General features: G+C 41.3%; 28 protein-coding genes and 1 pseudogene. 13 read left to right on the plus strand and 16 right to left on the minus strand.

All coding sequences use genetic code 11. The features are described 5' to 3' along the window. Positions 1-41: 41 nt before the first annotated feature. From QM843_RS02675 to nrdR, 11 genes and pseudogenes are all read right to left on the minus strand, one after another. Positions 42-1,073 carry a 3-deoxy-7-phosphoheptulonate synthase gene (locus QM843_RS02675; RefSeq protein WP_049502447.1) on the minus strand — a complete coding sequence of 344 codons (1,032 nt, stop codon included), beginning with the start codon at positions 1,071-1,073 and terminating at the stop codon, positions 42-44. Between the two features lies 1 nt (position 1,074). After that, entirely contained in the window at positions 1,075-2,106 is a 1,032-nt protein-coding gene (locus QM843_RS02680) for a 3-deoxy-7-phosphoheptulonate synthase (RefSeq protein ID WP_033684855.1), read from the minus strand. An 80-nt stretch (positions 2,107-2,186) separates the two neighbouring features. After that, positions 2,187-4,700 carry a preprotein translocase subunit SecA gene (gene secA / locus QM843_RS02685; RefSeq protein WP_414304458.1) on the minus strand — a complete coding sequence of 838 codons (2,514 nt, stop codon included), beginning with the start codon at positions 4,698-4,700 and terminating at the stop codon, positions 2,187-2,189. A 145-nt stretch (positions 4,701-4,845) separates the two neighbouring features. Then, positions 4,846-5,133, minus strand: a complete 288-nt coding sequence (locus QM843_RS02690) for a membrane protein (RefSeq protein WP_000940694.1) — start codon at positions 5,131-5,133, stop codon at positions 4,846-4,848. 32 nt (positions 5,134-5,165) lie between these two features. After that, a complete protein-coding gene (locus tag QM843_RS02695) occupies positions 5,166-5,513 on the minus strand; it encodes a hypothetical protein (protein ID WP_414304459.1) in 348 nt (115 codons plus the stop codon). A gap of 65 nt (positions 5,514-5,578) precedes the next feature. Next, positions 5,579-5,914, minus strand: a complete 336-nt coding sequence (locus QM843_RS02700; RefSeq protein WP_414304485.1) for a hypothetical protein — start codon at positions 5,912-5,914, stop codon at positions 5,579-5,581. A gap of 83 nt (positions 5,915-5,997) precedes the next feature. After that, on the minus strand, positions 5,998-7,308 hold the full coding sequence (der, locus tag QM843_RS02705; protein WP_001207696.1) for a ribosome biogenesis GTPase Der: 1,311 nt from the start codon (positions 7,306-7,308) through the stop codon (positions 5,998-6,000). Positions 7,309-7,321: 13 nt separating this feature from the next. Further along, positions 7,322-8,036 (minus strand): annotated as a pseudogene (locus QM843_RS02710) (NADPH-dependent oxidoreductase). Beyond that, entirely contained in the window at positions 8,033-8,929 is an 897-nt protein-coding gene (gene dnaI, locus QM843_RS02715; RefSeq protein ID WP_414304460.1) for a primosomal protein DnaI, read from the minus strand. The pseudogene QM843_RS02710 and the gene dnaI overlap by 4 nt, the downstream one beginning before the upstream one ends. Beyond that, a complete protein-coding gene (locus QM843_RS02720; RefSeq protein WP_414304461.1) occupies positions 8,930-10,099 on the minus strand; it encodes a replication initiation and membrane attachment family protein in 1,170 nt (389 codons plus the stop codon). After that, positions 10,100-10,573 (minus strand): transcriptional regulator NrdR, encoded by a 474-nt coding sequence (nrdR, locus tag QM843_RS02725; RefSeq protein ID WP_001203672.1) that lies wholly within the window; start codon positions 10,571-10,573, stop codon positions 10,100-10,102. 149 nt (positions 10,574-10,722) lie between these two features. Between nrdR and QM843_RS02730 the strand changes: the two genes are divergently transcribed. From QM843_RS02730 to gggC, 4 genes are all read left to right on the plus strand, one after another. Then, positions 10,723-11,088 (plus strand): GntR family transcriptional regulator, encoded by a 366-nt coding sequence (locus tag QM843_RS02730; protein WP_261023651.1) that lies wholly within the window; start codon positions 10,723-10,725, stop codon positions 11,086-11,088. 4 nt (positions 11,089-11,092) lie between these two features. Beyond that, complete coding sequence (locus tag QM843_RS02735) at positions 11,093-11,788, plus strand: ABC transporter ATP-binding protein (RefSeq protein WP_000054197.1); 696 nt, start codon at positions 11,093-11,095, stop codon at positions 11,786-11,788. A gap of 15 nt (positions 11,789-11,803) precedes the next feature. Beyond that, entirely contained in the window at positions 11,804-12,568 is a 765-nt protein-coding gene (locus QM843_RS02740; RefSeq protein ID WP_414304462.1) for a hypothetical protein, read from the plus strand. 139 nt (positions 12,569-12,707) lie between these two features. Continuing rightward, complete coding sequence (gene gggC, locus QM843_RS02745) at positions 12,708-14,255, plus strand: streptosactin export ABC transporter GggC (protein ID WP_414304463.1); 1,548 nt, start codon at positions 12,708-12,710, stop codon at positions 14,253-14,255. A 51-nt stretch (positions 14,256-14,306) separates the two neighbouring features. Here gggC and QM843_RS02750 read toward each other — a convergent pair whose 3' ends face one another. Both QM843_RS02750 and QM843_RS02755 read right to left on the minus strand, forming a co-directional pair. Beyond that, the gene (locus tag QM843_RS02750; protein WP_033687229.1) at positions 14,307-15,002 is read right to left on the minus strand and encodes an LrgB family protein; all 696 of its coding nucleotides are present in this window, start codon (positions 15,000-15,002) and stop codon (positions 14,307-14,309) included. Continuing rightward, complete coding sequence (locus QM843_RS02755) at positions 14,999-15,373, minus strand: CidA/LrgA family protein (protein WP_000781325.1); 375 nt, start codon at positions 15,371-15,373, stop codon at positions 14,999-15,001. Before QM843_RS02755 ends, QM843_RS02750 begins: the two co-directional genes overlap by 4 nt. Before the next feature lie 283 nt (positions 15,374-15,656). Between QM843_RS02755 and QM843_RS02760 the strand changes: the two genes are divergently transcribed. The 7 genes from QM843_RS02760 (at position 15,657) to queF (ending at position 19,205) form a co-directional block, all read left to right on the plus strand. Beyond that, positions 15,657-16,037, plus strand: a complete 381-nt coding sequence (locus QM843_RS02760; RefSeq protein WP_185757561.1) for a MarR family winged helix-turn-helix transcriptional regulator — start codon at positions 15,657-15,659, stop codon at positions 16,035-16,037. A gap of 99 nt (positions 16,038-16,136) precedes the next feature. Further along, the gene (locus QM843_RS02765; RefSeq protein ID WP_000570256.1) at positions 16,137-16,358 is read left to right on the plus strand and encodes a DUF4649 family protein; all 222 of its coding nucleotides are present in this window, start codon (positions 16,137-16,139) and stop codon (positions 16,356-16,358) included. A gap of 15 nt (positions 16,359-16,373) precedes the next feature. Next, positions 16,374-16,688 carry a thioredoxin gene (gene trxA / locus QM843_RS02770; protein ID WP_001029581.1) on the plus strand — a complete coding sequence of 105 codons (315 nt, stop codon included), beginning with the start codon at positions 16,374-16,376 and terminating at the stop codon, positions 16,686-16,688. Between the two features lie 201 nt (positions 16,689-16,889). Next, positions 16,890-17,543, plus strand: a complete 654-nt coding sequence (gene queC, locus QM843_RS02775) for a 7-cyano-7-deazaguanine synthase QueC (protein WP_033684847.1) — start codon at positions 16,890-16,892, stop codon at positions 17,541-17,543. Beyond that, a complete protein-coding gene (queD, locus tag QM843_RS02780) occupies positions 17,543-17,986 on the plus strand; it encodes a 6-carboxytetrahydropterin synthase QueD (protein WP_000464576.1) in 444 nt (147 codons plus the stop codon). The genes queC and queD overlap by 1 nt, the downstream gene beginning before the upstream one ends. Then, positions 17,979-18,695, plus strand: a complete 717-nt coding sequence (queE, locus tag QM843_RS02785) for a 7-carboxy-7-deazaguanine synthase QueE (protein ID WP_000196472.1) — start codon at positions 17,979-17,981, stop codon at positions 18,693-18,695. Before queD ends, queE begins: the two co-directional genes overlap by 8 nt. 18 nt (positions 18,696-18,713) lie before the next feature. Continuing rightward, positions 18,714-19,205, plus strand: a complete 492-nt coding sequence (gene queF, locus QM843_RS02790; RefSeq protein ID WP_000082575.1) for a preQ(1) synthase — start codon at positions 18,714-18,716, stop codon at positions 19,203-19,205. A 57-nt stretch (positions 19,206-19,262) separates the two neighbouring features. Here queF and QM843_RS02795 read toward each other — a convergent pair whose 3' ends face one another. Then, a complete protein-coding gene (locus QM843_RS02795; protein ID WP_150922475.1) occupies positions 19,263-19,931 on the minus strand; it encodes an MIP/aquaporin family protein in 669 nt (222 codons plus the stop codon). A gap of 254 nt (positions 19,932-20,185) precedes the next feature. On the opposite strand from QM843_RS02795, the gene QM843_RS02800 reads away from it, so the two are divergent. After that, positions 20,186-20,950 (plus strand): (S)-acetoin forming diacetyl reductase, encoded by a 765-nt coding sequence (locus QM843_RS02800; RefSeq protein WP_000048147.1) that lies wholly within the window; start codon positions 20,186-20,188, stop codon positions 20,948-20,950. Between the two features lie 107 nt (positions 20,951-21,057). On the opposite strand, the gene QM843_RS02805 is transcribed toward QM843_RS02800, so the two are convergent. Both QM843_RS02805 and QM843_RS02810 read right to left on the minus strand, forming a co-directional pair. Further along, positions 21,058-21,849, minus strand: coding sequence for a DUF2785 domain-containing protein (locus QM843_RS02805; RefSeq protein WP_150922651.1), 792 nt, complete (start codon positions 21,847-21,849; stop codon positions 21,058-21,060). Positions 21,850-21,860: 11 nt separating this feature from the next. Next, a complete protein-coding gene (locus tag QM843_RS02810) occupies positions 21,861-22,193 on the minus strand; it encodes a winged helix-turn-helix transcriptional regulator (RefSeq protein WP_000182730.1) in 333 nt (110 codons plus the stop codon). A 149-nt stretch (positions 22,194-22,342) separates the two neighbouring features. Here QM843_RS02810 and QM843_RS02815 point away from each other — a divergent pair, with 149 nt between their 5' ends. Next, the gene (locus QM843_RS02815; RefSeq protein WP_150922474.1) at positions 22,343-22,732 is read left to right on the plus strand and encodes a nuclear transport factor 2 family protein; all 390 of its coding nucleotides are present in this window, start codon (positions 22,343-22,345) and stop codon (positions 22,730-22,732) included. Positions 22,733-22,763: the final 31 nt, after the last annotated feature.

A 22,763-nucleotide genomic window follows, 5' to 3' on the forward strand; every position in this document is an offset into this window, starting at 1 on the left:
CATCAAAAGGAGTTGAGATTCCCCAACTCCATCCTTTTCACTTATTTTGTCAAGGTGGCATAAATTTCTTCTACCAAGGCCTCTGTATTTTCCCAACCCAAGCAAGGATCTGTAATAGAGCAACCAAAGACCTCTGGTTGATTTTGACGACCATCTGCTAGGTAAGATTCAATCATAAAGCCGCGAACTATCTTTTTAATCTTCTCATTCCAATCACGATTCTGCAAGGTCTGGCGAACAATTCGAATCTGCTCCATATATTGCTTGCCAGAATTATCATGGTTGGTGTCAATGAGGATAAAGGGATTTTCAAGTCCCATGGCTTCATAGCGTTCAATGGCATTTAGCAGGGTTTCATAGTAAAAGTTAGGCTCATTTTTCCCATATTCATTAACTGCACCACGAAGGATGACGTGGGCCAAAGGATTTCCTGAAGTCTCAACTTCTTGACCATGGAAGAGGAAGGTTTGTTTATTTTGAGCGGCATAGATACCGTTAAACATGACACCCAAATTTCCAGAGGTTGGATTTTTCATCCCCACTGGTGCATCAATTCCTGAAGCCACAAAGCGGTGCTCTTGGTCTTCTACAGAACGAGCTCCTACAGCATGGTAGCTGACCAAATCATCTACCAAGACAAGATTTGACGGATAAAGCATCTCATCTGCCGTTGTCAAACCAGTCTCTGTAATCACGCGGTAATGTAACTGGCGTACAGCCTGCAAGCCGTTAATCAGGCTTGGAGCCTTAGAGGTATCTGGTTGGTGAACCAAACCTTTATAGCCGTCTCCGTTAGTACGAGGTTTAGCAGTATAAACACGCATAACCATGAAAATCTTGTCCGCCACCTTCTTCTGCAAGGCGGATAAACGGCGGGCATATTCCAAGACAGCCTCTTCATTATCAGAAGAGCAAGGACCAATCACCAAAAGGATACGGTCATCTTCTCCTGAAATAATGTCTGCCAATTCTCTATCACGGCGCTCCTTTAGTCGCAAGGCTTCCGCAGACAATTGGGTTTCCGCCTTGATTGCTTCAATATCGATTTCTTGACCTTTTTCAATAAATGCCATCTTATTCTCCTAGCGTTTGGTAGATTTCTCTGACGAGGGCTTCCGTATTATCCCAGCCAAGACAAGGGTCTGTGATAGACTTGCCAAATACTTCCGGTTCGTTTTGACGGCCGTCTTCTAGATAAGACTCAATCATAAAGCCACGAACGTACTGCTTGATTTTTTCATTCCAATCACGGTTAATCAAGGTCTGACGGACAATTCGAATCTGATCCATGTATTGCTTACCAGAGTTGTCATGATTGGTATCTACAATGATAAAAGGATTTTCCAAGCCCATTTTCTCATACTGGGCAATGGTATCCATCAAATTATCATAGTAGTAGTTAGGAATATTCTTACCATACTCATTAATTGCTCCACGAAGAATGGCGTGCGAAAGAGGATTACCAGTTGTTTCCACTTCTTTTCCTAGAAAAAGGAAGCTTTGTTTATTTTGAGCGGCATAAATTCCATTAAACATAACATTAAGATTTCCAGAGGTTGGATTTTTAAACCCAGTCGCAAAATCTGCCCCACTTGCCACAAAGCGATGTTGCTGGTCTTCAACCGAACGGGCACCAACCGCCATGTAAGAAATCAAATCATCCACAAGCGGTAGATTTTCAGGATAAAGCATTTCATCAGCTGTTGTCATACCTGTTTCTGTGATAACACGATAATGAAGATGGCGAACGGCTTTGATTCCATTGATAAGACTAGGCGCTTCTGTCGCATTAGGCTGGTGAATCAAGCCCTTATAGCCATCTCCGTTAGTACGAGGTTTGGCAGTGTAAACACGCATAACCATAAAGATACGGTCTGCCACTTCTTCTTGCAAAGCTGCCAAACGTTTAGCGTACTCAAGGACAGCTTCTTCATTGTCAGATGAGCATGGCCCGATTACCAAGAGAATCCGTTGGTCTTCTCCACGTATAATGGCTTCTAGCTCTTTATCGCGCTGTGATTTTCTCTCCAAAGCTTGACCTTCTAATTTTGATAAGGCACGAACTTCTTCAATATTAATTTTAGGACTTTTTGCTGTAAATACCATAACTCATCTCCTTATAAATCAAACGGATACCAAGTAAAAATTTACTTTTCACAAGGTATCCGCCTCTAAACTATCTCATTTTATTGTCTTTTACCGTGACAGTTTTTAAACTTCTTACCAGAACCACATGGGCAAAGTTCATTCCGTCCAATCTGACTCAAATCCAAATCTTCTGGTATATTTGCTTGGTGGGCAGCGATATTGCGGGTCGCTGTTGTACTGATATGGTGTTCTGCTTGTGGTCTTTCTTGTTCATGAATTTGGGCTTTCATCATCAAACGTGTCACATCAAACTCAATCGAACCAATCATATCATTAAACATACGGAAACCTTCTGCCTGATACTCAACAACAGGGTTGTTCTGAGCATAACCACGAAGTCCAACCGCATTACGCAATTGATCGAGGGCATCGATATGATCTGTCCACTTGTTATCTACCACTCGTAGAATCAAGACTTTTTGGAATTCTTTAACTGCTTCTTCATCACGTAGTTTTGAAACCTGACTATCATAAACTTGCAAGGCACGTTGGAAGAGTTCTTCCTTAATAGCCTTATCAGACAAGCCTGACAAGTCTTCGATTGCAATCGAATCTTCAGGAAGCAAGTTGTACTTAGCAAAGTTCAAAATTGCTTCTAGTTTTTCATCTTGTTTGGCACGCGCATGACCATCAACGACACGATCAATTGTACGTTTGATCATAGCCTGAATTTCGGGTGCCAAGTCACGGTCTGCAGTGATGACATCGTAACGTTGAGCGTAGATAATCTCACGTTGTTCACGCATGACATCGTCGTATTGAAGGACTTGTTTACGAGTATCGTAGTTATTTCCTTCGACACGTTTTTGTGCTGCTTCAACCTGACGCGTCAACATACGAGACTCAATGGCCTCTTCAGACATGTTGAGACGTTCAAAGATTCCCTTCAAGCGTTCAGAACCAAAACGTTTCATCAAGTCATCTTCAAGAGATAGGTAGAATTGTGACTCACCTGGGTCTCCTTGACGACCTGAACGTCCACGAAGCTGATTATCGATACGACGGCTTTCATGGCGTTCTGTACCAATCACACAAAGTCCACCCAATTCGCGAACTCCTTCACCAAGCTTGATGTCGGTACCACGACCGGCCATGTTGGTTGCGATAGTAACAGCACCACGTTGACCAGCATTCATGATGATTTGGGCTTCTTTATAGTGGTTTTTGGCATTTAAGACTTCGTGAGGAACGCCAGCTGCGACTAATTTCTTAGAAATGTAGTCACTAGTTTCAACCGCTACTGTACCAACCAAGACAGGCTGACCTTTTTGGTAACGAGCCTTAACGTCTTCGACAACCGCCTTAAACTTAGCCTCGATACTTGCATAAAGAAGGTCTGAGTGGTCAATACGTTGAACAGGACGGTTTGTTGGGATTGGAATAACACGAATGTTGTAAATTTCACGGAATTCTTCTTCCTCGGTCTTACCTGTACCCGTCATTCCAGACAATTTCTTGTACATACGGAAAAGGTTTTGGTAAGTGATTGAGGCAGATGTCTTAGTTTCATCCTGGATTGGCACACCTTCTTTGGCTTCAATGGCTTGGTGCAATCCATCAGAATAACGACGACCTTCCATGGTACGACCTGTAAATTGGTCAACGATCAAGATTTCTTGCTCTTCGCTCACCACGTAGTCAATATCGAGAAGCATGATATAGTTAGCACGAAGGGCGTTATCGATAAAGTGAGTCAGAGCTACGTTTTCGATGTCATAGAGATTGTCAAGTTTGAAGTAGCTTTCAGCCTTGTCAATCCCTGAATCAGACAAACCAATAGTCTTAGACTGCACATCGATGATGTAGTCGTCTTTGTCCAACGATTTTACATAGTGGTCTGCCATGTGGTAGAGCTGACTGGTTTCAACTGCATTAGCACCTGATACGATCAAAGGTGTACGCGCCTCGTCAATCAAGATAGAGTCAACCTCATCGACCAAGGCATAGTTAAGCGGGCGTTGTACCATGTTTTCAGCACGGACGACCATATTATCACGAAGGTAGTCAAATCCGATTTCTGAGTTGGTTGAGTAAGTGATATCACACTCATAGGCTTCTTTTTTCTCCATTGGAGATTTGGCAGCCAAGTTAATCCCTACTGACAAGCCAAGCCATGAGTACAATTCACCCATCTCAGTCGCGTCACGCTCTGATAGGTATTCATTGACCGTAACTACGTGGACCCCTTTACCTGAAAGAGCATTGAGGTATACTGGCATGGTCGCAGTCAAGGTTTTTCCTTCCCCTGTACGCATCTCTGGCACGTCACCATGGTGAAGAACGATTCCCCCCATGACCTGAACCTTATATGGGAAGAGGCCTAGGACACGTTTGGCACCCTCACGGACAACCGCAAATGCTTCATAAAGCAGTGAATCCAGTGATTCTCCATTTTGATAACGTTCTTTAAATTCAACTGTTTTTGCTTTTAGTTGGTCGTCAGTCAAAGCAGCCATTTGGTCTTCGTATTTGAAAACCTTGTCAGCCATCTTTTCCAGACGACGGATTTCTCCTTTATCATTTTCGATAATTGTTTTTAAAATATTAGCCATGTTTTTCCTTACTTTAAATTCCGAATATTTTAGAATGTTCTTTTAATTTTAGCACAATTACTGATTATTTTCAAGGAAGAATCCCCATTTTGAAAAGGAAAAAGAGGCTAGTTTCCAAGCTAACCTCTCTGACTTTTATGATACTTTAATTGCCAAAAATCGGCAAAATCGCAAATAGGATAAATAGATTAATCCAAAGAGAAAAACAGCAGATCAATCCAAAAACAAAGAGACTGACTTTCTTGGACAGCAAGGCCATCAAAATAGACAGAATACCAAAAACTAGTAAAACTTTCTGCATGATTAAGAGATTGATAGATATTCCCAGAACTGGTTTATCCCAAGGAAGAAAGAAGAAAGCAATCCAGATCAACAGAACTAAACCAATATAGACCTTAGAATAGCGTGTAATAAATGATTTTAGATGTGCCATAAGCTACCTCCTATCAATAAAAACCATATAAATCAATGCCTTCCACCGTTAGACTCCCCTAGTTCTCGTCTCAAGCGAAACATGTTTTTGAAAAAGATATAGTCTAACCAGTCACTGCCTAGAGATAAGACTATCAAAAGCAACCAAACACCCCAAGTACTAGCATCTGATACATAATTTAGAACAAAAGGGAAAAATAAGAATGAAAAAATTGTCATATCCAAGCTAAACAGAGCTAAAAGGGAAATATAAATCCAGTAGAAATAGTAGATAATGGGGAAAAACTTACTGTTTCTATCAGCTTTATCTATCCAATAAAAAAAGTAAAAGCAGGGAAATAAGAGTATCAAATGAAACCAATTAAACGACAGTTTCATCATCGACACCTCCTCTTTAAAATTGTTTTCTTTAGTTTCATTCTATTAAATGTTCTTACCAATATAACTCAATGCTTGCCACCTTTTGACTCCCCGAGTTCTCGTCTCAAGCGAAGCATTTTTTTGAAACAGAAATAAGTTAACCTATTCATACCAATAGCTAGCAGAATAAAAAGAAACCAAATGCCCCATAACTTGATATCTGTCACATTTCTCAAGACGATATTGAAAAACAGAACTGAAATAACTGTCCAAGCAAGGCTAAAAAGAGCATAGAGGGTGATGTAAATCCAGTAAAAATAGTAAAAAAATGGGAAAATTTTACTATCTCTATTATCCTTGTCAATCCAGCTGAAAAAGTAAATACAGGGGAATATGAGCAAGAATTTAAACAAATGTTCCATCATCAACACCTCTTTTTGATAGCGCTTTCTTCAACTTCATTTTATCAAAAAAATCTGGAAATGTCATTCCAGATTCTACTTTTTTATTTGCGTTTTCTTGCGATGAGATGGATTGGAGTCCCCTCAAAAACAAAGGCCTTGCGAATTTGATTTTCCAAGAAACGCAGGTAAGAAAAGTGCATGAGTTCTTCTTCGTTGACAAAGATAACAAAGGTCGGTGGTTTGGTTGCCACTTGGGTCGCATAGAAAATCTTAAGTCGTTTCCCTTTGTCTGTCGGTGTTGGGTTAATGGCAATGGCATCCATAATCACATCGTTCAAGACAGCTGATGGAATACGTGTGTTTTGACTTTCACTGATTTGCTTGATCATCTCAGGCAGTTTGTGGAGACGTTGCTTGGTCAAAGCAGATACAAAGATAATCGGTGCGTAAGGCAAGTATTGGAACTGCTCACGGATATCTTCTTCCCAGTTTTTCATAGTGTGGTTGTCTTTTTCAAGCGTATCCCACTTGTTGACCACGATAATCATCCCTTTACCAGCTTCATGGGCAAATCCTGCGATACGCTTGTCGTATTCACGAATGCCTTCTTCCGCATTAATGACCATTAAGACCACATCTGAACGGTCAATAGCACGCATGGCACGCATGACAGAATATTTCTCGGTATTTTCATAAACCTTACCAGACTTACGCATACCAGCCGTATCAATCATGGTAAACTCTTGACCATCTGTATCTGTAAAGTGGGTATCAATGGCATCACGTGTTGTTCCAGCAACAGGACTAGCAATAACACGGTCTTCTCCCAAAATAGCGTTAATCAAGCTTGATTTTCCGACGTTAGGACGACCAATCAAGCTAAACTTAATGACATCTGGGTTTTCTTCTTCATATTCATTTGGAAGATTTTCTACGATGGCATCTAGCACATCCCCTGTACCGATACCATGGACAGATGAGATAGGCAGTGGTTCACCCAAACCGAGAGCATAGAAATCATAGATATCATTTCGCATCTCAGGGTTGTCCACCTTGTTAACCGCGAGGATAACTGGTTTGTGGGTCTTATAAAGTTTACGGGCTACGTATTCGTCTGCATCGGTAATCCCTTCCTTACCAGACACGACAAAGACGATAACATCGGCTTCTTCCATGGCAATTTCTGCCTGGTGCTTGATTTGTTCCATGAAAGGAGCATCGACATCATCGATTCCTCCTGTATCAATCATGCTAAAGGAACGATTGAGCCACTCACCCGTTGCATAGATACGGTCACGTGTCACTCCTTCGACGTCTTCTACAATGGAGATTCGCTCACCAGCGATCCGATTAAATAGGGTTGATTTCCCAACATTGGGACGTCCTACAATGGCAATAGTTGGTAGGGCCATAATTTCTCACTTTCTACAATAACTTCTTCTGTTCAAGATTTTTTTCTAGTTGAGCTTGGTTCAGCTTGACCAAACTGTTCCGCTAGGCGCTGACTCCAGCTTGTGGTCGCACGCGCCCCAGCATAGTCCGCCTGTACACGATCATAAGCTTCAATCACATCAACTGTTTGTTCCTGATATTCTTCCTCAAAGACAACATTCTCTAGTGGCAGTCTTGGTTTCACATCATGATTTTGATTTGGCACACCCAGTGCCATCCCAAAGACAGGATAGGTGTAGTCAGGCAGGTTAAAAAGCTCTGCCACTTCTTCTGACTTGTACCGCACCAAGCCAATAATGACACCACCATAGCCCAAGCTTTCAGCTGCCAGCAAGGCATTCTGTCCAGCAAGAGCCGCATCGACCGAACTAATCAAGAGGCCTTCCACACCTTGAGGTTGGAAGGTGTCGGTATGGAGTCGTGCTCCCTTTTCTGCTCGGTTCAAATCTCCGACAAAGAGAAGGAAAACAGCTGACTGGCGAATGGCTTCTTGAGGCACCAATTCATACAAGGTATCTTTCTTTTCTTGACTTCGTACCACAATCACAGAGTAGGATTGGAAATTCTTCCAAGACGAGGCCATCTGGGCTGCTGTCAGGATTTCAGTCAAGTCTTCCTGAGGAAGAGCTTGCTCCTTAAATCTGCGCACTGAAGTGTGAGCCTTCATTAATTTGATTGTTTCTGTCATCGACGGTTTACTCCTTCTAAACGAGTCTCCTCAGCCAAATAACGGATGCGTTCCATGACCCTTCTAGCTTCCCAGGTTTCGTCATTTCCATGCTTCCCTTTAGCGAAATGCTGCTCCAAATCATCAAAGTTGAAGTTGGATGTGAAAAAGGTCGGTAAATCTTCCTGCATACGGTATTGGAGAATGACCTGCAGGATTTCGTCACGCACCCAAGCTGTTGATTGCTCGGCACCAATGTCATCTAAAATCAGGACTTCAGAAAGCTTAATCTCATCCACTAAGGTCTTAACATTACCATCACCGATAGCATTTTTGACATCAATGACAAAGCTAGGATAGTGGAGGAGAGTTGATGAAACACCACGTTTTTCTGACAAATCATGGGCCAAGGCAGCCACCATGAAACTTTTGCCCACACCAAAATCTCCATATAGGTAAAGACCTTTTCGAATAGCTGGATATTGCTCCACAAAGGCTAATAGCTTTTCAAAAACTGGCAAGCGCCCCAAATCATCTAAATCTACTTGAGCCAAACTAGCTTTCCTGAGACTGGCTGGCAGATTGATTAACTTGAGACGGTTCTTAATAGCCGCTTCTTTTTCCGCTGCGATTAGTTCAGGAGTTTCTTCATAAGAAACGTCCGCATAACCATGATTCATAACCAAAATCGGCTTGTAGCCTTTGGCAATATAATCCGTATCACCACGGAGAAACTTGTCGCGCTCGGTGATGTACTGATTAAACTTGGAGATACTGCGATTTAATTCCTCTGGAGTCAAGGATTCTTGCTGGATAAAGGCCGCAACATCAGGGTCCTTCATGATTTTCTGGACCAAATCTTGATAATGAAAACGGCTAGGTTGACGTTTGAGTACGTCTCCGACACTTTCCATCTAATCTCCTCCTTTTTCTAATCGAGCTAATAGTTCTTGTTTCTTACGTTCTAATTCCAGACGAGTTTCCTCGCTGGTTTCATTCTTATAATCTGGATTGCTCCACTTGGGTACATTGGACTTGGTAGGACTGGGTTTACTGCCTTTTTGAGCCTGACTCTTTTGCCCACGTTCACGGATTCGCAAGACTGCTTCTTCTGCCGAATGAATCTTTTGATAGGCATAGTCATTGGCTACCTTCATGGCATATTTCTCATTGATATTTGCTGAATCCACCTTATTAAAGGTCAACAAGAGAATGATATTGATGACTTCGTCCAGCAAGCCCATGCCAGCCATCTGTTGCAAGAGTTCTCTTTCTGTTTGGGTGATGGTCCCCTTGCGTGTTTGCTTGATTTCTGCCAAGAACTGCAAGACCGTTTTACTTTTGGCTTCCTTGATAATGGTCGTTTCCTTAGGACTAAAGTCAGAAGAAACAGGTTTTTGAGCAATTTTTTCCCGCATGCGTTTGGTTGAAATAACCTGGGAAACAGCTGTTGACTTAGCCAGCTGATAGGTCTCAAACCAAGTCCATTTCTTCTCCTCGGCAATGGCAAAGAGGTTTAAGACGTCGGACTGCTCATCCGCAAAACGAAGTCCGTCTCGAGCCATCAGCTGACGAAAATGGTCCAAGTCAAAATCGTTGGCCACTTTCTTCTTAAGACCAAGGTCTTCTTGATTGCCTAGTTCTGCCAAATCTGGAAAGACTTGATTGAGCGAGACAGGTATTTCTTCACCGTCAGCACTTTCAACTTTTAAATCCTCCACAGCTGCATCGCCAATCTTCTTCTCCAAAAGTCTGCGATAAACAGGATGTTCCAAGAAGTCCTGACTAGATAGAGGGGAATGAAGGGCTAGCTGATAAACGTCCCCCTTTTGATAGAGGGTCAAGAGATTGAAAGCAGATAGGATTTTCAAGGATTTTAAAAGTCTATCCATCCCAAAGTTGAGATGGTTAAGAATGCTTGAAAAAAGATATTCCTTTCTACCATTATCCCAAAAACTAATCGTATAAAGATAAAGGCTCAGTGCCTCCTGACCGATAATCGGGAGGTAGCACTGTACCAGAGATGAGGTATCTTGCGACACCCGATTATTCTTTAGATAAGAAAAACGGTCAATTGGCTTCATTTATCTTTCCTTTTTCTTTTTTGAGGACTGGGTGATTTGTTGGAGCAGGCTCTCTAACTCACTGACATCCTTAAAACTACGATAGACACTGGCAAAACGCACATAGGTAATCTCGTCCAGTTCAGCCAACTCCTCCATGACGAGTGAACCAATGTCCTCACTTTGAATTTCATTTTCATTTCGACCACGGAGTTTCTGTTCGATACGATTGACTACCATGTTAATTTCATCACTTGACACAGGACGTTTCTGGGCTGAGCGGATAATCCCATTAAAGATTTTATCTCTGGAGAATTGTTCCCGTGTGCCATCTTTTTTAACAACCACTAAGGTTCTTTCTTCTACTCGTTCGTAGGTTGTAAAACGGTGCTGGCATTCGTCGCACTCACGTCTTCTACGAATGGTGTTCCCTTCTTCTGCTTGGCGACTATCGATAACACTTGACTTGGTAGCCCCACATTTTGGACAACGCATCCTTTCCCTCCTTATCGTTTTCTTTTCATTATACCATTTTTTAAGCGATTCCCAAAACAATTCTTCTTTTTGCTTGACATTGCTTGACAAGTTTTTTGTTTTGTTGTATTATTTAATTAAGACAAAAGGATAAAAGAAAGGAGACCAAGATGTCCTGGACATTTGACAACAAAAAACCCATTTATTTACAGATTATGGAGAAAATCAAGCTTCAGATTGTTTCCCATACACTGGAACCCAATCAACAACTTCCAACCGTGAGGGAGCTGGCGAGCGAGGCTGGTGTCAATCCAAACACCATCCAAAGAGCCTTGTCAGACCTCGAACGAGAAGGATTTGTCTACAGCAAGCGCACAACTGGACGATTTGTGACTGAGGATAAGGAGCTAATCGCCCAATCACGCAAACAATTATCGGAAGAAGAATTGGAACACTTCGTTTCCTCCATGACCCATTTTGGCTATGAAAAAGAAGAACTACCATGCGTAGTCGGCGATTATATTAAAGGAGTTTAAGCCTATGTCATTACTAGCATTTGAAAATGTATCCAAATCTTATGGAGCAACCCCAGCCCTTGAAAATGTTTCTCTTGACATCCCAGCTGGAAAAATTGTTGGTCTCCTTGGGCCAAACGGCTCAGGAAAAACAACCCTGATTAAACTAATCAATGGCCTCTTGCAACCAGATCAAGGACGTGTCCTCATCAACGACATGGACCCAAGTCCAGCAACCAAGGCCATCGTAGCTTATTTGCCGGATACGACCTATCTCAATGAACAAATGAAGGTCAAAGAAGCCCTAACCTACTTCAAGACCTTCTATAAAGATTTCAATCTTGAACGTGCCCATCATCTACTTGCAGACCTAGGTATTGATGAAAATAGTCGTCTCAAGAAATTATCAAAAGGAAACAAGGAAAAGGTACAACTGATTTTGGTTATGAGCCGTGATGCCCGCCTCTACGTTCTGGACGAACCCATTGGTGGGGTGGATCCAGCAGCCCGTGAGTATATCCTCAATACTATTATCAACAACTACTCCCCAACTTCTACCGTTTTGATTTCTACCCACTTGATTTCTGATATCGAGCCAATCTTAGATGAAATTGTCTTCCTAAAAGACGGAAAAGTCGTCCGTCAAGGAAATGTAGATGATATTCGCTATGAGTCAGGTGAATCCATTGACCAACTCTTCCGTCAGGAATTTAAGGCCTAAGCAAAGGAGATTATTATGTTTTGGAATTTAGTTCGCTACGAATTTAAAAATGTTAACAAGTGGTATTTAGCTCTTTATGGTGCTGTTCTCTTCCTCTCTGTTCTTATTGGAATTCAGACACAATCCTTAATCAAACTACCTGAAAAAAATCTATCTGTTCTACTTTTTTTTCTATCTACTGTCTTTGGTGGTTTGATGGTTACACTTGTGATTTCAACTATCTTCTTGATTATTAAACGATTCAAAGGAAGTGTCTATGACCGACAAGGATATCTGACTTTAACCTTGCCAGTTTCTGAACACCATATCATCACAGCCAAACTAATCGGTGCCTTTATCTGGTCGTTGATTAGCACTGCTGTCTTACTCCTATGTGTCTATATTATCTTATTATCAACAAATTCTGATGCAGTTCAACTTTCTACTCTTCTGTCATTTGTTGCAGAACATTTTACCGGCTTTAGTCTTACTGTCTTATCCTTCCTACTAAATACCATTTCTGGAATCCTCTGCATCTACTTGGCTATTTCCATTGGACAGCTTTTCAACGAATACCGTACCGCACTCGCTGTTGTAGCCTACATTGGGATCCAAATCGTCATAGGATTTATTGGAGTTTTCTTCAATACCAGTACTAACTTCTATATTAATTCACTTGCAGGATTTAATGATAATTTCTATATGGGAGCAAGCATAGGCATTGTTGAAGAACTCATTTTCATAGCTATCTTTTACCTCGGAACCTACTACATCTTGAGAAACAAGGTTAATTTGCAATAATTTTAAAGTCTAGCGGCAATAACTCGCTAGACTTTTTTCGTTCTCAGGACTTACATTTTTAATATGAAGTATTTAATAAAAAGGAGTATAATAACTTTAAAATTGATTACATGTATATCGATAAGGAGGGCAACTCTTTATGCTGAAAAGATTTGTTACTAAGAAACACCTCGTACTTTACTTCTTTTCTATTGCCATTACTTGGCTGGAAGCAATTATCACGCCAGCCCTTGTTCAGAATATTGTTGCTAGTTTTACCAATCAAGAACTAGGCATTCTTTGGAAAGTATTAATTCTAGGAATCCTTGGAAACCTCATCCTCTTACTAGGCTTAGCTGGGAAACGCTATTACTACGCCCGTTTGATTACTGATTTCAAATATGGAATCAAGAGTGCTATTTTCAAGCGATTTTTAAACAGTTATGAGATTGATGAAAAGGATATTTTGTCTGACCTAGAAAACGACGTCAAGCAACTAGAAGAAAGCTATATTGAGCCAACGGTCATCATCATTTCTTCTCTTGGCTTCACAACTGTGTCCATTCTCTATGCCCTATGGACCAATTTTTACTTGGGCTTGATTTTCATCCTCTTCTACTCCTTTCCTGTACTCTGCAGTGCTATCGGATCAAAGCGCTTGGATTCACTTTCTGAAAAGCGGTCCACTGTTAACCAGAGCTACTTAGCAAGCTTGACAAATTTTATTGGTGGTAGCCAACAAATTCGCCATTATCAGGGGCAAGACTACTTTTTTGCTCGCTATCAAAAGCAATTACAAACCAGTCTGGAGGTCGAAATCAACTATGAAAAGCAACGAACTTTAAACAGTCTCTTGATCAATAGCATCGATGCCTTTTGTTCTGTCACACCAATCGTCATCGGTGGCTTTATGACCTACTATAATTATTTAGATGCGGCGAGTTTTGTGGCCATCTATCTGGTTTCCCATAATATCGGCTATCAATTTCAAGAGCTAGCCTACTTTACCAACACCCGAAAAGCGAATCGAACTCTTCTCAATAAATACCAAAAACTTTTGGGCCAGTCTAACTTCATCTCTCCTAGAACCATCAGAAACATTTTCCCTATCCAACTTGATACCATCTCCCTTGAAAAAGATGGGAATAGCCTCCTGTCTCCGATTTCCATGCACATCAAGCAAGGAGAAAAAATTGCCATTATCGGGGAAAGTGGCTCTGGTAAAACAACCCTGCTCAATATCATTCATGGAGAAGAGACACCAACAAGTGGTCAGATTAGCTTTGCTGGTCAAAACCTGTCACGTAAAGAAATCACAAGCTTTAGTTCCTATATCCTCCAAGATAGCCATTACTTTGACACGCTATCTCTGGAAGACAATATCCTTCTGGGACTGGATAAAAAGGAGGAAAGGCTAAATCATATCCTCAAGACAACTGGTTTAGAACATTTGAAAAATCGAACGCTCAGCAATGATAGTCTGTCTGGTGGCGAGAAACAACGCCTAGAAATCGCTCGCGCCCTCTACCATGATAGCCAACTCATCTTAGCAGATGAGATTAAGGCCAATCTTGACTTGGAAAATAGCAGAAAGATTAGTGACTTGCTCTTCTCCCTACCTCAAACAGTCATTGAAGTCATTCACCACTACACTGAAGAAGACTTAAAACACTATGACCAAGTCATTCACTTAAGCAAAGAAAAGTAATAGTCTATAACATACGATTTGAAAAAGCAAGGAACCCGAATTCCTTGCTTTTTAACTCAATATCAAACTGGCTACGATAGGGCTGACAAAGACATAGAGAATACCGGTAACACCGATAGCCAAACCACCCATGGCTCCTGCTACAGAGCCGTATCGAAAGGCTGTTCCTGTTCCGACTGCATGCCCTGTTCCTCCGAGGGAAAGCCCGACTGCTACTGGATCGTCAATTTTCATCCACTTCAAAAGGGTTGGGCCGATAACACTAGTCAAAATTCCAGTTGCCACTACGACAACCAAGGTCACGGTGGTCAAGCCTTGCAATTTTTCTGTAATTCCCACTGCCATAGCGGTTGTCACTGACTTAGGAAAGAGAGAAATGGCTAGGAAAAAGTCCATGCCAAAGATTTTAGCCACAAGAGCTGTGAAAGAGGTATTGACCACTACCGCTAACAAACTACCAAAGAGAATACTCCGAGCATGATGCTTCATCAAGTGAAAACTCTTATAAAGCGGAATCCCTAGAGCCACTGTCGATGGGACAATCAAGTTATTCAGATAAACTCCACCTTGATAGTAATCTTGGTAAGAAATCCCCGTCACCTTTAGAAAGATGATAATGAAAACAGCTGACAAAAGCAGAGGAGTTGTCAATGGATGGGGAAAACGTCTATAAATCAGCATTCCCACTAGATAAGCTAAGATAGACAGGGCAAGCCCAAACAGGGGATTGGAAACAAATTCACTCATTTGGCATCTCCTTTCTCATAATCTCCCTCAAACCGTCGTTTGATAAACTGAACAACCAAGGCAATGAGGATAATGTTGATAACAGCCGCAAAAAAGACAATCAAAACAATGGGCAAGAGATAGGGAGCAATCACATCAAACTTTTCCATGATTCCCACTGCTGGCGGCAAAAAGAGAATGGTCATATTGGCCAGCAAGAAATTTCCCACCATGTTGACATGTCTGGTTCTCAGCCACTTGAACTGTAAGGCTAAAAACAAAATAATTAAACCGATAATACTGCCTGGGATGGGCAAATGAAAGAAACTGGAAATTCCCTCTCCGATTAGAGAAATCACAAAGAGAATCATTAATTGAACATATAATTTCATCCTAAACTCCACGAAATAGACTTCTTGCATACCAGTTTACTCTTTTTTCAGAAAATTTCAAGGAAATGCACAAGAGTTGATGAAAATTAGAGAGGAAAGGGGATACAGGCAATTACAGACTAGTGAAAACAGGCCTAATTTAGGATAAAAGATTTCAGCGTCCTTCTTGCCAGCCTTCTTGAAAAGTAGTATAATCATTGCATGCGCAATCATCTTGTGATGCAGAGACTGTTCGTGAATGGACATTCTTCTATGTTATAACTTTAAAAAGAAAGGAGATACTATGACCTACTTGGAAAAATGGTTTGACTTCAATCGTCGTCAGAAAGAAATTGAAGGTCTCTTAGAAGAGACCATTGCCCAGCAGAGTGACCAAAGTCTGACCTTGAAAGAGTTTTACCTACTCTACTATCTGGACTTGGCCCAAGAAAAATCTCTACGACAGATTGATTTGCCTGATAAACTTCATCTGAGCCCGAGCGCTGTTTCTCGGATGGTGGCTCGCTTAGAAGCTAAAAATTGCGGTCTACTTAGTCGCAGGTGTTGCGATCAAGATAGGCGTTCTAGCTTTATCTGCCTGACAGGTGATGGTCAAAAGACACTGGCCTCGCTACAAAAGGCTGTCGAAGAAAGCTTGGAAACTAGTTTGGATTTCTTGATTTAAGATGATTTTAGAAAAAAGTTGCGTGCGCAATCATTTTTCTTGACATTCTCTTTTACAAGGAGTAAAATAAAGTCATCATTAAACAAAGGAGTTTTTAAAATGATTGAAATTACCTATCTAGATGCCAGCAAGAACGAAAGAACTGTGACTTTCGAGTCTTATGAAGATTTTGATCGTTCACAACAAGCTTGCCTTATCGGCGTCGCAGACTACTACCCAGTCCAAAAATTAACTTACAACGGTCATGATTTGGACTACCATGGGACTTATGGAGATGTCTTCTTCTATCTCATGAAACAAGATTTAAGCCAATATAACTAAAAAAGGAGAAATACAATGGCAAAAGCAATTACAGATGCAACATTCGAACAAGAAACAAAAGACGGTTTGGTCTTGGTAGACTTCTGGGCAACTTGGTGTGGTCCATGTCGTATGCAAGGTCCAATCTTGGATAAATTGTCTGAAGAACTTTCAGAAGATGTCTTGAAAATCGTTAAAATGGACGTTGATGAGAATCCAAACACAGCTCGTGCTTTTGGAATCATGTCTATCCCAACTCTTCTCTTCAAAAAAGACGGCCAAGTGGTGAAACAAGTTGCTGGTGTTCACACAGCAGAACAAATCAAGGCCATCGTTGCGGAATTGAGCTAATCACATTAGAGACCAAGTACTTTCTTTGGTCTCTTTTTTCTTGCCCTTTGCCATTTTTCAAAAAATATGCTAGACTGTAGGTAGAATATTACGATGTTTGGGACATGCCATCGCTAAAAAAAACCTCTACTTGGTATTTTTTAGCTCCCTCATGGGAGCTTTTTGCGTGCTCTGAACATTTCCCATTTTGGAAGGAGTACTATGAAACGTCAATCAGCCTTGGTCGTCTTTAGTGGCGGTCAAGATTCCACAACCTGCCTCTTCTGGGCCAAAGAACACTATGAAACAGTCGAAGCTGTCACCTTTGCCTACGGTCAACGTCATCATCTCGAAATTCAAGTTGCCCAAGAAATCGCTAAGGAACAAGGCATTCGTCATCACATCCTAGATATGTCTCTGCTGGGACAAATCACTGAAAATGCCCTGACTTCTGATATGGAGATTAAGCAAAAAGAGGGAGAGGTTCCCAATACCTTCGTTGATGGTCGCAACCACCTCTTTCTATCCTTTGCGGCAGTTCTTGCCAAACAACGTGGCATTAAAGACATCGTGACAGGTGTTTGCGAGACAGACTTCTCAGGCTACCCTGATTGTCGAGATGTCTTTGTCAAATCCCTCAATGTCACCCTCAACCTTGCCATGGATTACGACTTTGTTATCCAAACGCCTCTCATGTGGCTGGACAAGGCTGAAACTTGGGAGTTAGCCGATCAACTCGGTACCTTTGACTACGTTCGTGAAAAGACCTTAACCTGCTACAATGGAATTATCGGAAGCGGCTGTGGGGATTGCCCAGCCTGCCACCTACGTCAGCATGGTTTAGATGTCTATCTCTCACAGAAAGGAGAGGTCTAATGTTTTTTGCACCCAAAGAAATCAAACAAGAAACTGGGGAGTCTCTTGTCTACAATCCTCACAGAACCTTGGTATCAAAAGAGTTCACTTTCGATGCTGCCCACCACCTCTTTCACTATGAGGGGAAATGCAAATCCCTTCATGGCCACACCTATCATCTGCAGATTGCTGTCAGTGGATTTTTAGATGAACGTGGCATGACCTACGATTTCGGAGACATCAAAGCAATCTACAAGAACTACTTAGAACCCCACTTGGATCATCGCTATCTCAATGAAACTCTTCCCTATATGAACACGACTGCTGAAAATATGGTTTACTGGATTTTCCAAACCATGAGTCAAGAGTTACCTGATGAGCGTGGTCTTCGTTTGGAATACGTTCGCCTCTATGAAACTCCGACTTCCTTTGCAGAGTTTAGACGGGAGTGGTTAGATGACTAGGGAACGTGTCCTCAAACTACCAGTTCTGGAAATTTTTGGCCCTACCTTTCAAGGTGAAGGTCGTGCTATTGGGCAGAAAACCATGTTTGTCCGCACTGCCGGTTGCGACTACCACTGCGACTGGTGCGATTCTGCCTTTACTTGGGATGGTTCTGAAAAACCAACTCGCATGACAGCTGACGAAGTCATTGCTGAGTTGGATAAACTAGGGAACTACGACTATGTAACCCTGTCTGGCGGAAATCCCGCTATCCTAGCAGCCAACATGGCTGAACTGGTCACCAAGCTCAAGGAACGTGGTGTCACCCTTGCTGTTGAGACCCAAGGCTCTCGCTGGCAAAATTGGTTAAAAGATATCGACCAGGTTACTCTGAGTCCCAAACCTCCTTCATCCAAGATGGAAGTCAACTTTGAGACCCTGGACTTTATCGTTTCCCAACTGGATCCAGACAAGGTCACCTTTAAAATCCCTGTCTTTGATGATGCAGATTTAGCCTTTGCTAAAGGAATACAAGAACGCTACCAACCAGATGTCCTTTTCTTATCTGCTGGAAATCCTGAACCCAAGGCTACAGGAAATATTATCCAAGATCAACTGGACCGTCTCAAAGAACTCTGGGAACGCGTCGCTGCCGACGATAGCTGGGGCAATGTCCGCGTCCTTCCTCAACTGCATACCCTCCTCTACGATAATCAACGTGGTGTTTAAGATTAGAAAGAAAAAATCATGTCACAACAAGAAGAAATGAAAAACCTCAGCCTACTGGGCAACAAAGAAACCAACTACATCTTTGACTATCAACCAGATGTCCTCGAATCTTTTGACAATCGTCATGTGGAAAATGACTATTTCATCAAATTTAACTGTCCTGAATTTACCTCACTGTGTCCAATCACTGCTCAACCAGACTTTGCGACCATTTATATTTCCTACATTCCTGACAAGCTCTGTGTTGAGTCAAAATCCCTCAAACTCTACCTCTTTAGCTACCGAAACCACGGAGATTTCCACGAAAACTGTATCAACACCATCGGGAAAGACTTGGTCAACTTGCTAGACCCTCGCTATTTAGAAGTCTGGGGAAAATTCACTCCGCGCGGTGGCATCTCAATTGATCCCTACTACAACTACGGTAAGCCTGGAACTAAGTATGAAGGATTGGCAGAACAACGCCTCTTCCAACACGACCTCTATCCAGAGAAAATTGACAACCGCTAAACAGATAAGAAAAAGCCCTGTTCCTCAAATCGAGGAGCAAGGCTTTTTGAGTTTCAATTATTCTTCTGTTCCAAGGAAGTTTTTAGCAACAAGGGCTGCAAGAATCCCACCAACGATTGGAGCAAGGATGAAAATCCATACTTGTTGAAGGGCTGAGCCACCTACCAAGACAGCTGGTGCCAAGCTACGAGCTGGGTTTACTGAAAGTCCAGTAATGTTCAATCCAACAAGAATCATAGCCATCAATGACAAACCGATTACCAAACCAGCAATCGCGCCATTTCCTTTACTTTCTGAAGTAACAGTCATGATAACCAAAACAAACAAGAAAGTTGCGATGACTTCAAACAAGAAACCACCAAAGACAGTGACACCGTTTGCCAAGGCATTTTCACCAAGACTAGCAGTTGACATGCCTGAGTTAGACAAGAGGAAGAATACCGCAGCTGACGCAAGGAAAGCTCCAACTACTTGTCCAAGGATGTAGTTGACAAGTTCTTTTGATGACAAACGTTTGTTTACAAACATAGCAATCGAAACAGCTGGATTCAAGTGAGCACCTGAAATAGTTCCGATTGAGTAGGCTGCAACCACGATGGCTAAACCAAAGGCAAAGGCGATTCCAAGGTGACCTAGGCCATCAAGACCATTTCCAAAAACAACAGCTCCTGTTCCGACGAACACAAGCATGAACGTACCGATTAACTCAGCAACAAATTTTTTCATTTTCTTTCTCCTTTTTTCAAAAACTAGATACTAGTCTATCAAAAGAGGGAAAGGGTTTCAAGAAAATTGTTTGGAAATTTTCAGGATGAAATTCTATAAAAACGGTAGTGTTTATTTGAAACATTTTTTCTAAAGGTATATAATATCAACATAGTTCAGATATGTTGTTCAGTCCCTATTTTGAACTAATTTTACAACTTTACTGTTCTTTTATGAACGTTTGAATGGTATCGTGGATACCAAGGAGGAATCATATGTCTAAAGTTGCTATTGTCACAGGTGCAGGTCAAGGAATCGGTTTTGCAATCGCAAAACGATTGGTTCAAGATGGCTTTAAGGTAGGAGTCTTAGACTACAATCCCGAAACAGCTGAAAAGGCTGTTGCCGAATTATCAGCTGAGAATGCCTTCGCTGTCGTGGCCGATGTTTCGAAACAAGCCGAAGTTGCGCAGGCATTTCAAAAGGTTGTTGACCATTTTGGTGATTTGAATGTTGTTGTAAATAACGCTGGTGTTGCTCCAACTACTCCTCTTGATACAATTACTGAGGAACAATTTACACGCACTTTCGGTATCAACGTTGGTGGTGTCATTTGGGGTTCACAAGCTGCACAAGCGCAATTTAAAGCACTTGGCCACGGAGGTAAAATTATCAACGCAACCTCTCAAGCAGGTGTTGTTGGAAATCCAAACTTGACTGTTTATGGTGGAACAAAATTTGCTGTTCGAGGAATTACGCAAACATTAGCACGTGATCTAGCAGACTCAGGCATCACTGTTAACGCCTACGCACCAGGTATTGTGAAAACACCAATGATGTACGACATCGCTCATGAAGTTGGTAAAAATGCAGGAAAAGATGACGAGTGGGGTATGCAGACATTTGCAAAAGATATTACCCTAAAACGTCTATCTGAACCAGAAGATGTGGCTGCTGCCGTCAGCTTCCTTGCAGGACCAGATTCAAACTACATTACAGGACAAACCATTATCGTTGATGGTGGTATGCAATTCCATTAAGATACAGGAAAAGAGGTTGGAAAATGATTCAACCTCTTTTATTAGTTTTCATTATTAGTTAGGAGGATACAATAGAAACTCTTTCAATAAGTAATATTAGCTTATCCCTAGTATTGAAAAGACTGGATAGCTTCTTTCAACTCATCTTGTAAACTATTTCTCTGGTCAAGTTGGACATAGACTTCCAACATACAGGATCTGAAGTTGGAAAATTTATAAAAATCTTCCCTTTCTTCTATCGGAAAGTCAACAGTTTTTATCCAAGAAGCTACTTTCTCTTGCTCCAACTTCCCTTGTAAAATAGGTTCATAGATCACTCTTGCTAAACGCCAATCCTCATCATCTGTAAAGCGAATCGAAATTCTTTTAAATAGTTGGCCAAGTATCTCAAATACTTCATGAACTCTGGTTTTAGGAAAGTCTGGATGACAAACCACCTCTGTCAGTAAATCGGCTCCATGTGCAAAAGCATGAACCCAACCGTACTGACTTGAAAAACCCCTTGTATCCTTTTCTTTTGAAAGATAGTGCAAGCCTTGATTTAAAAGGACATTACGAATTTCTGCTTTTAATCCCTGATAAAAAATCGATTGCTGGTTGGTATCCGCAGACAAGAGATTTGCATAAATAAGCGCCCTAAAAGAACGTTCAAGTGTTGGCAGACCTACCTTATCAATTTCTTTATCTAGTCCTCCATCAGCTAAGACAACCTCAGCAATGAAATGAAATTGTTCCTGTGTAAATAGCTCTTCCTGAATCCCTCTAGCAAAGCTTGTAAAAACAAGGTCATCGCGAATTTCTGGAGAAGGATCTCCCAAATGATCAAGCAACCACTGGATTTCTTCCTCATGATAACTGGGTTTTTCTTCTGCTATTTTTCTAAGTAACTCTTGATACATGGGCAATACCTCTACATTTCTAGCAACTTGATATAATCTAGACCCCATTTCTCGACAGCATCTAAAACAACTCTGAATTCCTGCCCCATTTCAGTTAAGCTGTACTCAACTCGTGGTGGAACTTCGGCATAGACCTTTCGTTGAACAATCTTATCCTTTTCTAATTGACGGAGATGACGGGTCAAAATAGTTTGAGTAATCCCAGGCAATAATCTCTGCAATTCTTTAAATCGTTTGGTACCCGTACTCAACTGATAAATGATTACCAGTGCCCATTTCCCCGTTAAAACCCTCTGCGTTGTCGCAAATGGACAAATACCATACTCACTCACTTTATTTGTCATAAAATATCTTCTTTCTATTTTTTAAAAAAATTTATCTTTTAGTATCAATAATAGTACTACTTTTGATACTAGCTATCGAAAAAGTGTCTACTTGTTTTTTTGTTTGTAACTGTTACAATTATATCATAAAAAAGAAATGGAGAATAGATATGTCAGCAAACTTAGAAATTTTCAATGCTTATAACCAAGCTTTAATTGCTGGTGACTTTCCTGGTGTCTTTGAAACGATGGCAGACGATATTATCTGGCATCAACCTGGTACTCATAGTATATCTGGTACAGTTGTTGGTAAGGACAAGCTAGGAACTCACCTGGCTACATTTGCTGAGAAAACTAATGGAACCTTTAAGGTGATAACAAATTGGGTTTCTGACAATAAGGATTTAATCGCAGCCAATGTTACTTTTCTTGGAACACGTGCTGATGGTACTGAACTCAATATGAACGGGATTGACCTCTTCCGCATTGAAGACGGAAAAATCAAAGAAGTTTGGCTCTTCTCTTCAGATCAAGCTGAAGAAGATAGCTTTTGGGGATAATTTAAGAGGCCAGGACAAAAAATTTTGATTT

Origin of the sequence: Streptococcus mitis (genome assembly GCF_047463435.1) — a bacterium.
Taxonomy (GTDB): Bacteria; Bacillota; Bacilli; order Lactobacillales; family Streptococcaceae; genus Streptococcus; species Streptococcus mitis_DS.